Raw genomic sequence first — 11,842 nt, forward strand, 5'->3', positions numbered from 1 at the left:
AAGTATGTGAGCACAATCTATAATGCATATCAAGAAACCGCTTTTAGATTTGGTACAATTTTATGTAAAGAAGGTTTCTACGATGAGTTTCTATGGTGATCAAAAGGACGAGATGGTTGCTTCAAATACTCCTAGTGTACAGTTACATACTGTTACTAATTTAGCATTAACGCCACAGGCTAATGTAGTTATTGTGCATGGTCTAGCAGAATATGCTGGGCGTTTTGATCCGATTGCTAGTTACTTAGTTAAGCATGATTGTAATGTTTTTCGTTATGATCAGTTAGGACATGGAAAAACGGGAGGTAAACGCGGCTTCCTGAAATCCCCAGATGATCTTTCAGAAAATCTGAAGATAGTTGTTGAGCGAGTAAAAAATCAGTATGCTAATTTGCCTACGTTTGTTATTGGTCACAGTATGGGTGGAGAAACAGTCCTATTATATGCTGCAAAATATCCTAATACTGTTGACGGATTAGTTGTAACGGATCCAGTATCCTTAGCAGAAGGGCCAAGTAGTTTAACCGTTCCGATGGATGGCGATGAGAATACAGAATTTCCTAACCAGATTAATGGTGGTCTTGATTGTGATCAGCGGGTTGTGGATAAGTATAAGGTCAATGACCAGGTTCTTCATACTTTAACTGTGGGGATTATGAATAACGGGATCTGGCAAGGGGCATTATATTTACGTGACCACCTGAAAGATATTGTTGATCCGATTTTGTACCTTCAGGGGTTGGAAGATGGGTTGATTAACTACACCGATTCACTGAAGGCATATACTAAAATTAGTTCAGCAGATAAAGAGTTGCATGTCTATCCATTCTTGATGCATGAAATTCTTAATGAGACTAGTCGTAAGTGGGAAATTTATGAAGAAATTCTAAAGTGGGTAAATAAACATCTTTACTAAGTTAAGATGATAAAGGGCTGTCAGAATAATGGCAGCTTTTTTTATAGAATTAATTCTTGACAGTAAAAAAGTAAGTAGTATTATTAACTACGTGATATAATTCACGAGAGGAGAAAGAGAAATGGATACAAGTACAAGCGTCTCACAATGGCGTGTTTTTTGGAAGAGTGTCTGGTATGGTATTATTGCCGGAATGATCTCTGGAATGGTAAAAATTGGGTGGGAAAAGATTTTGCCACCACGGACACTGGCACGGGATGCGACTAACCCGCCACAACAGATGCTTCAACAATTAGGAGCTTCACCACGCCTTACGCATGCTTATGTATACTATTCCACGGATCAAAAGGTTTTCTGGGTTGCACTTATTTTGCATTTTAGTTTTTCAATTTTCTTTGCATGGTTATTAATTTACATGGCTCAATTTAATAAGACTAAGTGGATTGCCATGTGGCATGGTGTGCTTTACGGGATCCTGATTTGGGTATTATGGCACCTTATTATCATGCCAATTTGTGGAACGACGCCGGCACCATGGAATATGCCATTTGATGAACATTTTTCCGAGTTCTTTGGTCATATCGTCTGGTCCTGGTCAATTGTGGCGGTTGCTTACTTCTTGATCGGCACTCAACACGTAAAGACCCTGACAAATAAATACTTATAAAATGAAATCAAGTAGCTGCGTTTGATAAGTAGTTGCTTGATTTTTTACTTTGACTATTTGTTCACATTAAATATAATAATAAGTGGAGAGAGAATATACCATGATAGGAGGAACTGATAATGTCATTAATGCGTAATACTTCCGAGATTAGCAAGACAGACGCACAGGTTTACCTGGTTACTTTGATTCGCGAAAGCGCTGATATGCCACAATATATCGATCACATGATTTATGAAACCCAAGCAGGTGGTCAAAAATTTATGAGTCGGTTGGTTGAAGCATTTTCACGTGCAGGCTACCGCCAAAAGAAGGTTAGTGATGATGAATATCTTCTCAATAATGGGCTTGATAAGATTACACTAACTGGTGAAGTACAAGATATTTACAAAGATTAATAAAAAGCCGTGAAGCTGAATGCCTCACGGTTATTTTTAGTTTTCATTCCGTAATGATGGAACTTGAATATCATTATCGTAATTAGGACTCCACCAACCACGCTTGCTTAAGTAACCAGATGGTAGGCAGTAGAGGACCAGTTGGATAATTTCGACAACTGCTAATAATGAATTCATAAGACCGCTTTCCTCACTACTGAAAATGATTGAGAGTAGCCAAAAGACTAACACAGCCCAACCGCTCAAACCAATATCCCGAAAACGACGGATGCTAATCGCAATCCCAGGGAAAATGTTTGCAATCGTAAATACTCCCATAACGAAAAGAAGAAACATTACTAGCCAAGCACCATTAGCGTAGCCATTCATAATTGAAGTAACTGATGCATAACCAACAATGGCTAACAATAAGTACAGAATAAGATAAATAATTACATTAACTAATACTGGCCACCAAAAGTCCGCCCGTGACGAGGTTGAGCGGTACTTAAAGGCGTTTTGCCAGTAGTATTTATAAGCTTTGAACAAAATAATCTCCTCCTCAAAAGTAGTTCAAGGTAGATTATAGCATTATTGGAGGAGAGAAAAAATTGGCTGTTGATATAAAAGAGTTTTACCTACATTGCGCGTGGGGGATATTTTTTCTTATAATAAATAGTTCTTTAGTAAGTAAGATTACTTGCAAAAATTATTGAAAGTATATAAGGAGTTTTAATATTGGCAACCAAATCAAAAGAATTAAAAATTGAAGATAAACTATGGAAAGTCGCGGATGCATCTGAATACCGAAACGTTGTATTAGGATTGATCTTTCTTAAATATGCGTTTGACTCATTTGAGGAATATAGAAAAATTTTTAAAATCAGAATTTCCTGAAGATCCAGATGAGTACCATGGAGAAAATATTTTATGGGTTCCGCAAGAATCGCGGTGGTCAAGAATTGAACATGTAGCTAAAATTCCGTAATTGGTGAGGTTATTGATGATGCAATGACTGCCATTGAAAGCTGAGTTAGTGAAGACTGTTAAAGAACAAGCTGGTGTTGATTGGGAAAGAAAAAGCAATGTTCAAGCCAAAATGCGGGTTGCAGTTAAGCACCTTTTACGCAAGTATGGTTATCCACCTGACATCGCACCCGAGGCTATTAAGACTGTCGTTAAACAAGCAGAGCAAATGGCCTCACAAGAAAACTAAGGAGGATTGCAATGAGGGGAGATTATCGCGGTAAGCATGGCGATACTCGCAGAGATAGACGATTTTTTAGTGTTCTTAGATTAAAGTGGACAAATATGTCACAAATTGATCGAATAATTAATGGTGCTTTAGGAATTGTAATTCTTGCACTTTTAGTAAGTGTTGTTATTTTATTTAGTCAGCACAACAATTCAAGCACAAAGAACGTAGCAAGTAGTCATAGCAATATGTCAATGAGTGCCTCTAAGAAAAGAAATCATCAATCCTCCTTTAAAGAGAATGATGATTCTAGGGTAGTTAGTGATACGATGGAAAGTAAAACAAATCAGGAAGCAGAAGAAAATATAAGTAATGATGATAGCTCAACATTAGCTAGTGAGAGTGATAAAAATAAAGGGCGCGTGAATCATGGAGAAGTTTCTGAGGGAATGGATGCAGAATATCGCATGGCACGACAAGCTGGGATTGTTACTGGCGACTGGAGTACGGAGAGTATTCATGACTTTTATAACAATGTCCAGGATAATAATGATGGTTCTTTCACATATAATGGAAAGACTGTATATGTTCAGAAAACGTATCAAGGTAATCCAAATGGGATAGAATATAATGGATCAACATATACTGATCCTGATCGCTATACCGTTACAACTGATCAGTAGTTTTCCGTCTAATAATATCCTCTTGTAATTTTAAGAAATAGTTTCTTGAAACGCCGAATAGTCTTCCAAGGCGAGCTGATAAATCAGGAGTAATTACAAGGTTGTCTTGTAAAATACTTTTTACTTTGTCGGTAGGAATATTTAATTTTGTAGCAAGGGAATCCTCTGAAATTCCGAGTGGCTTCATAAATTCATCTGTTAAGACTTCACCGATTTTTGTAGTAGGTATCTTCCTCATGTTTAAGCCTCCTTGCATGTTATTAGTAATAGTTTAGCATATTGGGTGGTAAGGATAGGATTATGATGGAGATATTAGAGGCTAATAAAAATATTAGTGACAAAGATCAAATCATTCCTTTAGTAGTTATCTTGAAAGCGTTATAATTAAAGTAACTAAAATAAAAGGGGCGATTAATATGAAGTGTCCATGTTGTAATTTATCCAAAAATCAAAAGATCGTTCTCGTTGCTTTAGTGGCTGGAGCGTTAATTTGGCCGTTAGTACTGATGTGTAAATTAATGAAGAAATAGAATTAAAAGGGATCACTTGCGAGTGGTTCTTTTTTAGTTAGAAATAGAAGCAAAAACTTATTAAGAAACAGGTTTATAGTCACAGTAAAATCGTGAACTATAAGCCTGTTTTGCTATTAAAAGATTATTCCTTTGCATCTATTAGATACTTTGCTGCTTGTTCATCAGTTAACGCATATTGCTTTTTTAACTCTTTCATAATGGTATCTTGGGCAATATTTAAATCGCGTAATGAACTGATGAGTCGTTTGATTCCTAATGCATTTTCTTGTTTGACACCTTGTTCGATGCCTTCTTCTATTCCTTGTTGAAGTCCTTCTTTATGACCTTTAATAGTTGCTTCTTCTAAACGGCGTTGTTGATCCATTTCATATATTGAGAGTCGCATATATTCTGCCCTCCATTTTCGATTGTGCTTGATGTGTTCCAACCTTTTCTTTAATTTTACGACAAACTCATCGTGCTCATCAACATCCCGTTTGGCGATTATGTCAAGGAATGTTTGCATTTTTTGATCAACATTATGTTTTATTGAAGTAATATTAAACAAAATATCGGTTTGTCCGTCATCAATAATCTTTTCTGGAATATTGTCAATATGCTTATGAAGGGTATAACGTTGTAATCCCAGTCCAAACGGGTCAAAATTATAAAAGAAAATAACGTATGAATCGTCAACATGATCGTAAGTCCTGCCTTTTTCATATGATTCAATTGTACTTGCGGTTTGGTAGTAGCGAATGCGTTTTGCAATATTATGCTCGTCGACAACCTGCATTTCAATATCATAGTGATTGCCATTTATATCGGTAGTATAGATGTCAAAACGAACAGCGTGAGCATCTGGAGCAATCGTAATTTCCTGCTGAGCATTAGGAAATTCAATTTCTTCAATATGAAGGTGCGGTAAGATCCGCCGCAACACTTCTAAACAGATATCATGATCAGTCATGACGCGGTTAAAAATATAGTCATCAGTAAGGTCTGCATCTTCCCATTTAGGACGGATGTGGTAGGACATAATGTAGTTCTCCTTAAAAATATATTTTTGGATTTCTCCTCTAATTATATATACGTAAAAAATCTTCTTTTGCATTTTTTAAATTCCAATCTACCCATTCGAACAAATGTTTGATATAATAAATTTGGTACCAATAGCGCGCAATAAATAATGGGAGGATAATATGTCGCGGGGAATCCGAATGAACGTCTTTGCTAATAAGGCGATGCTTAACAAAGCAAAGAAAGAGTTATCAGAGCACGCAAAAAATTCAAAGTCGCATAAGCAAGAATTAATACAGAAGTATCAGCAACAGGCAAAGCACTTATCTTCCAAACCAGCCACATCAAAGAAAAAGCAGGATAATAACGAAATTCAAAAGTTGCGTCAACAAGTTAGAAAAATGCACCAACAGCAACAAAAACTCTCGGCAGAGAAAGCAAAAATAAAGCAGCAGGCAACTAAACAAATTCGCAAACTAAAGCACGATAACCGTAATTTACGTCAACAGATACATGATAACCAGCAAAAACTTGATGACCAGCAGATTCAAAATGATAAAGCGGCAACTAAATTAATGGGCGAATATATCGAGATTGCTAGTTGGTTAAGACTATTTGAAGACCTTGATATTGATCCATTTAATGGTAAAACAGTCCAATACCAGCTGCAAGATCAGTACCAACAAATGATGAGCAGCCAAATAATAATGTTTAAAATTCTTCAATTAGCTTGGAGTAAGGCGGCATCATTAAAAGATCGTGCACGTCAGTATAATCATGTGCATCGTCAACTTGATCTAGCAAATAAGCAATTAGTAAAGTTACAAGCGGCGTATCAGCATCAGGCAGATAAGGCAAGGGCAGATAAACGTAAACTTCACCAAGCATTGCAGGATGCGCAAATTGAGAATGAACGACTACGTAACCGTTATGTAAATGGTACAAAATTAGATAATGCTTTTCACATTATGTTTGACCAGCTAAGTGCGCAAACTGTTCAACAGTATGGACAGCTAGCACCATTGATAAAACAGGTTATGGCAACGTTTAGTAAGATAACGATCAAGAAGGATTCGCCATTTATTTATGGATACTACTACCAGCGTGACTTGAAATCTTATATTGGTGACAAGGATGGTAATCATCTTCAAAGCATCCGGATGGACGGTATTTCCACGCAAAAAATAATCGATTTAAAAGATGGGACGGCAATTAAGGTCCAACGGGTAGATAAGGATCATTATTATTTGGTAAATACGATGCCGTGGGTAAATCAATTATTCCAGTATTTAACTGATAATGGTGCCTTTCAGCCTAATAAGCTAGTTCCAACGACTGGGACAGTTAAACTAAGTAAGTTGTTAAGTGATAAGCCGGCAGCAAGTTCCCCAAAAGAACGGTCACAGCCTAGAGTCATAATGGGGGAAATAGTATCATTAACTAACACAAAGATAACTACACAAATTCGGGTAATGAAATATGTATCACCAAAGTCAGTGAAAATTGTGTCAGCAGATAAAGTGGAAATTATTAACCCCGATAAGATAGCCTGGCTGTACTCAAAGAATGTTCTTTTAGTGGGTAATAAGAAGGTTAATCCAATGGTTATCCAGTTACGTAAATATGTGAACTTGTCGGTGATGGATGCATATGAGGATTCATTGGAATTAATATTTACCAAAATGCAAGCAGCAGATTATGTGTTTATTTTATTAGGTTCGGTGCCGCATGCGTTAACCGACTATTTGAAACATCACCAAGAATTAGGGCAAAAGGTCGAATATTTTTACCGTGCTAATGCTAACGAAGGAGTTCGTCGGTTAAACTACCTGTATATGAATAGGGATATGCTATAATCAATAGGTTAAATTGTATGAAAAGGGGGCGGAATTAAAATGTTAGATATCTTAGATTACACAAAGCAGGAATTAGTGTCGAATGCGGACTTTTGGCAATTTGCTCAGTCGCACATTGAAAAGCCGACAGAATTTAAGGGTGTATCATTTGTCTCTTCGATTAAGTTCATTGAGGAAAATCTACTGTCACGTTATGAAAAGGTGACGTTGATTTTGGGCCTGAGCGATAATGGGACAAACTCGATTGGTCAGCGGTTGGCCCAGTTAACAGACCGCAATGAATTTGTTAAGTATGGGTACCAACACCGCGATAGTGAATTTACTAAGCGAATTTTAGATGGTAGTTTAAAGCTATATTTTACTAAAAAGAATCTTATTCATACTAAAATGTATTTACTTACTAATGATAAAGATTACTTATCATTTGCCGGATCAATGAATTTAACAGAGGCGGCAGTTAATCGGAATTTAGAGCAGCTTGACTGCGATTATGGTAAGCAAACGGACAAATTATATCAATGTCATTTACAATTGTTTGAGGATAATTATAAGCAAGCTGCTACTTTCCTTGATGCAAAGCAAATGGCAGGTTTTATTAAGGCTAAAAATGAAGAGCAGTTACAAATAAACGTCTACACCAATTCTGTTGATATGATTACAAGTAAGGAAGATGCCGATGGCGATACAGTGGTACTTGCGCCGGCAGAAGTAAAGCAGTTTAAAGACCATAATAGTTCTGATGAAGAAATGAAACAGTTATCCGCAAAGGAGAAGTTAAGTGTTGCACAGACAGTTAAATTATTTGGTGATGCTGGACATAAAAAGCGAAACCTTGAAAATATTGGTAAGGAATTGTATAGCTTAACCCAGGTAATAGAGCACACTTCACGAACTAATTCTGTTGAGGGTAAAATCAACCGTGAAGAAGACTTATATCCTAAACCTGTATTGTTCTATAACAATGGTCAGCTTTTTGAATCGCCACGGGTAGGTAATAATGTTAAATCGCAAGTTCTGAAATCGGATTTAGCTGATGAACGTTTACAAAAAGAATTACAGCTTTTTAGCGATATTGCTCATGAATATGACAATTATAAAGAAGTGGGTGAAGGATGGCAGGCGTGCGATTTCATGTGTTTCTTGTTTGAAGCACCGTGGTTATGGAAGATTCGAAATATGTATGAAGCGTCAAATACAAGTAAATCACGTGAAGATGTTCCGCTTGGAGTCGCCTTAATAGGACAAGGACGAACAGGAAAGTCAACTCTTGGCAAGCGGCTTGCCGCCAAGTTAACTGGTAGTGGCAATTTCCTTGATGGGGGTGTCTTTGATTCAAAAAATTATGCGCTTGGTAAGTCAAATATTAATATGACGATTACTACTGTCTTGTCAGATTACATGTATAGTAATGGTCCGGTTAACCCAATGATGATTGATGATATTAGTCCGGATTTAACAACGAGACCGTACTTTGACCGTTTTATTAAAGAAATTACTAATAATCGGAGTCTCACCCAGCCAATCCCATCGTTTATTTTTACAATGAATCGGTTAGAAGGGGATAGTAAGTCACAATTTTCACTAAAGCCGGAGATTATGCGCCGATTATGGTATTTGAGCTTTGAATCGACATTTTCTGGCGATGCTAATGAGAGAGAGGATAAGTTAAATAATTTATTGAGCCGTGCTAATGATAAGCTTTATCGCTATTGTCAGGTCGAATTAGCAAAATTCTTTGACGATGTATCGCCGACTACCGAGCAGTTAATTGAAAAAGATTTTCTTTATCCAATTAAATATGTTTTACGACAAGCAATGGAACAGTTTGATATGTTTGATCAAGTTAAAGGCTATTTTGCGGAAAATTATGACTATTCTTTATTTGTGGGGAGAAATGACTGGACGATGTTGATTAACCAGGCTAAGATTGGTAGCGATTTGACGTTTATTAAACAAGATGGAAGATTGAAGGCACAAATTAACAAGCAGCTTTTCAATAAAGTTTCTGATAATACTGCCCGTAATAACGGATCAATGATGATGGACCGTTATTTTCAATATTTACCCCGAAAATACCGTATTAGCTATCAACATACAAGTACCGGTTTTATCGTTGATGTGCAGAATTTTGATCAGTGGTTAAATAGTGACACACTTGAGCAGCGATATAATGGTAGCGCAGATGCAAAGAATGCTCGTGATATTGATAATCAAGTTAAGTTAACCGAGGCAATAACCCAATTAACTGAAGCTACAAAGGAAAAGAATAAGCGTCATCATTTATTTGGCTGGTTTAAGAATAGAGGTTGATTGGATGAAGAGACCACATAAGCTTAATCTCTTTAAGAAATTAATTGTTTGGGCATTTATCATTATATTAATTGCTTGGCCCATATATTTTTACGTAAAGGCAAAATGGGGATAGAATAGAAGTGTAGGTAGTCACAGGTTTTTAGTAAAAAAGGAGCCGATTTTATGAAGAAAAATAAAATTACTGCTACAACTACACAATGTAAGAAACACTCGAAAAAGAGAAAATTGCTTTTAGCCACTTTGGTTACTGGAGCAATTGTTTGGCCAATTTGCTCATTTGTTAAAGCATCATCAAAGTAATTTAATTTTGCAAAGGGATCACAATAAAGCGGTCCCTTTTATTATGCAGTTATTTTTGGAGATAGTAGCTATACTTGACGAAAGTTTTTTAACTGACTAACAGTTAAAAGTTTTACGATAATAGTTCTTTTTTGTTATGATAAAGCTATAATTAATGTAAGCGTTATATTTATTATCAATAAGGAAAGGATTCAAAGTATAAATGACTAAAAAGATAATTCTTGATTGTGATCCAGGCCATGATGATGCCTTAGCCCTAACGATGGCAATCGCTTCACCCAAAATTGAACTTTTAGCTGTTACTACGTCAGCAGGTAATCAGACCCCTGATAAGACATTAAACAATGCAATGCGAATGTTAACATTGCTACATCGTGAGGATGTTCCGGTTGCCCAAGGTAATCAAACCCCGTTGGTAAAGCCATTAGAAACGGCACCAGAGGTCCATGGTAAGACTGGTCTTGATGGTGCCGATTTGCCTGATCCAGATTTTGCTGTTCAAGACATTCCGGCTATTGATTTGATGGCAAAGGTACTGCGAAAAAGTAAGGATAAGGTTACTTTAGTTGTGACTGGACCAATGACTAATGCCGCTCTTTTTCTCCGTGTATATCCAGACCTTGCTAAAGAAAAAATTGAGCAAATTGTTTTTATGGGTGGGGCAATGGGTCTTGGTAATTGGCGACCATCCGTTGAATTTAATATTTTTGTCGATCCGGAAGCAGCAAAAATTGTTATGAATTTCGGTATTCCACTAGTCATGGCGCCGTTAAACGTTACTCATCAGGCACAAATTATGAAAGATGAAATTGTAAAAATTGGAGAAATTGATAACCCTGTTGGCAAAGCTTTCTACGGGCTGTTAAATTTCTTTGAGCAGTATCATGAAAATCCGAAGTGGGGCTTTAAAGGTGCACCACTGCATGATCCATGTACAATTGCTTGGTTAATCGATCCAACGATGTTTAAGACTGATAAGATGAACGTTGATGTTGAAACTCAAGGTGATCTTACCCGTGGTGAAACAGTGTGTGATTATTATATGCTAACCGATAAGCCAAAGAATACTGAAGTTTTACTTGGTATTGATCGCGAAAGGTTTATTGACCTAATTATGGAATCAATCAAGAGCTTCTCTGATTGATAGATTAAAGCGGAAAATAATAAAAATCTCAACTCAATGAACGCTAAGCTCACTGAATTGAGATTTTTTATTATGGCAATTTTTTGTTTTTAATTAAGGTTTTGATTTCATCGAGTTCTGCTTTTAATTGCCGATTTTCAGTTTGGATTTGATCTAATTGAGCAGATAGTTTTTGCTCATCTTTTTTCGCAAAGAATTCATTGATTGTACTTGTTAACATCCCAATGAATCCAATTCCTAATAGCATTAACACAATCGCGGCAGCACGCCCGATTCCGGTCTTGGGGATCACGTCACCATAACCAATTGTGGTTGCGGTGGTGATGGCCCACCATAAAGCCGTTTCAAATGATACCTTTTCTGAAATACAAAACATGGCAGCAGCGACTATAATAACTGCAATGCTGATATACGAGTAGTAAAGTAGTTCATTACGTTCAAAGAAAACACCTAATCGGCCAGTAAAACCGACTAATCGCATAATACGAATGAGCTTAAGCAGCCGGAATGTCCGACCAACTTGTGCAATTCGGAAAATGAAGAAAAGACTGCTGGCAGGAATAATCGATAAGAGATCAAAAATATTATTACGGACAAATTCACGCTTATTAGGTGCTAGGATGAGCCGAATAAAATAATCAGCGAAAAAAACAAGCCAAATACCATTATCAATCATATCGTACGGATAGGCATCGATATTAATACGGTTGGCATAATAAGCAATAAGCATCACGATTGATACTACTGCCAGTAAGGCCATAATAATTTGATAGATGATATATGTAAACTTATTATGCACAATTTTTCTCCTCACCATTAAATCTATTTTTATCTTAAGCGTCTCTTAATGATGATGCAAGAA

The 11,842-nt window shown here is 36.6% G+C and carries 12 protein-coding genes and 2 pseudogenes; 10 read left to right on the top strand and 4 right to left on the bottom strand.

Going from position 1 to position 11,842, the window contains the following annotated elements:
- Nucleotides 1–22 precede the first annotated feature (22 nt).
- The 3 genes from H5S39_RS04540 (at nt 23) to H5S39_RS04550 (ending at nt 1,978) form a co-directional block, all read left to right on the top strand.
- Nucleotides 23–916 (top strand): alpha/beta hydrolase, encoded by an 894-nt coding sequence (locus H5S39_RS04540; protein WP_231832838.1) that lies wholly within the window; start codon nt 23–25, stop codon nt 914–916.
- 121 nt (nt 917–1,037) lie between these two features.
- Nucleotides 1,038–1,583, top strand: coding sequence for a YagU family protein (locus tag H5S39_RS04545; protein ID WP_182595711.1), 546 nt, complete (start codon nt 1,038–1,040; stop codon nt 1,581–1,583).
- 119 nt (nt 1,584–1,702) lie between these two features.
- Nucleotides 1,703–1,978, top strand: a complete 276-nt coding sequence (locus H5S39_RS04550) for a hypothetical protein (RefSeq protein ID WP_182595709.1) — start codon at nt 1,703–1,705, stop codon at nt 1,976–1,978.
- A 36-nt stretch (nt 1,979–2,014) separates the two neighbouring features.
- Here H5S39_RS04550 and H5S39_RS04555 read toward each other — a convergent pair whose 3' ends face one another.
- Nucleotides 2,015–2,506 carry a DUF805 domain-containing protein gene (locus H5S39_RS04555; protein WP_182595707.1) on the bottom strand — a complete coding sequence of 164 codons (492 nt, stop codon included), beginning with the start codon at nt 2,504–2,506 and terminating at the stop codon, nt 2,015–2,017.
- Nucleotides 2,507–2,695: 189 nt separating this feature from the next.
- Here H5S39_RS04555 and H5S39_RS04560 point away from each other — a divergent pair.
- From H5S39_RS04560 to H5S39_RS04570, 3 genes and pseudogenes are all read left to right on the top strand, one after another.
- Nucleotides 2,696–2,983 (top strand): annotated as a pseudogene (locus tag H5S39_RS04560) (type I restriction-modification system subunit M N-terminal domain-containing protein); the annotation flags it as partial.
- A gap of 4 nt (nt 2,984–2,987) precedes the next feature.
- Nucleotides 2,988–3,173 (top strand): annotated as a pseudogene (locus tag H5S39_RS04565) (type I restriction enzyme endonuclease domain-containing protein); the annotation flags it as partial.
- Between the two features lie 11 nt (nt 3,174–3,184).
- Nucleotides 3,185–3,835, top strand: a complete 651-nt coding sequence (locus tag H5S39_RS04570) for a hypothetical protein (RefSeq protein WP_182595705.1) — start codon at nt 3,185–3,187, stop codon at nt 3,833–3,835.
- Here H5S39_RS04570 and H5S39_RS04575 read toward each other — a convergent pair.
- Nucleotides 3,819–4,073: a HigA family addiction module antitoxin gene (locus H5S39_RS04575; protein ID WP_182595703.1), complete on the bottom strand. Its 255-nt coding sequence runs from the start codon at nt 4,071–4,073 to the stop codon at nt 3,819–3,821. The genes H5S39_RS04570 and H5S39_RS04575 overlap by 17 nt on opposite strands.
- 416 nt (nt 4,074–4,489) lie before the next feature.
- Nucleotides 4,490–5,386, bottom strand: coding sequence for an Rpn family recombination-promoting nuclease/putative transposase (locus H5S39_RS04580; protein ID WP_182595702.1), 897 nt, complete (start codon nt 5,384–5,386; stop codon nt 4,490–4,492).
- A gap of 163 nt (nt 5,387–5,549) precedes the next feature.
- On the opposite strand from H5S39_RS04580, the gene H5S39_RS04585 reads away from it, so the two are divergent.
- From H5S39_RS04585 to rihA, 4 genes are all read left to right on the top strand, one after another.
- Nucleotides 5,550–7,223 (top strand): coiled-coil domain-containing 22 family protein, encoded by a 1,674-nt coding sequence (locus H5S39_RS04585; protein ID WP_182595700.1) that lies wholly within the window; start codon nt 5,550–5,552, stop codon nt 7,221–7,223.
- 39 nt (nt 7,224–7,262) lie between these two features.
- Entirely contained in the window at nt 7,263–9,533 is a 2,271-nt protein-coding gene (locus H5S39_RS04590; protein ID WP_182595698.1) for a phospholipase D family protein, read from the top strand.
- 165 nt (nt 9,534–9,698) lie between these two features.
- Entirely contained in the window at nt 9,699–9,836 is a 138-nt protein-coding gene (locus H5S39_RS04595; protein ID WP_182595696.1) for a hypothetical protein, read from the top strand.
- 202 nt (nt 9,837–10,038) lie between these two features.
- Nucleotides 10,039–10,980, top strand: a complete 942-nt coding sequence (rihA, locus tag H5S39_RS04600) for a pyrimidine-specific ribonucleoside hydrolase RihA (protein ID WP_182595695.1) — start codon at nt 10,039–10,041, stop codon at nt 10,978–10,980.
- A 70-nt stretch (nt 10,981–11,050) separates the two neighbouring features.
- On the opposite strand, the gene H5S39_RS04605 is transcribed toward rihA, so the two are convergent.
- Nucleotides 11,051–11,779: a potassium channel family protein gene (locus tag H5S39_RS04605; protein ID WP_182595693.1), complete on the bottom strand. Its 729-nt coding sequence runs from the start codon at nt 11,777–11,779 to the stop codon at nt 11,051–11,053.
- Nucleotides 11,780–11,842 lie beyond the last annotated feature (63 nt).

Origin of the sequence: Limosilactobacillus rudii, from assembly GCF_014145455.1 — a bacterium.
Lineage (GTDB): Bacteria > Bacillota > Bacilli > Lactobacillales > Lactobacillaceae > Limosilactobacillus > Limosilactobacillus rudii.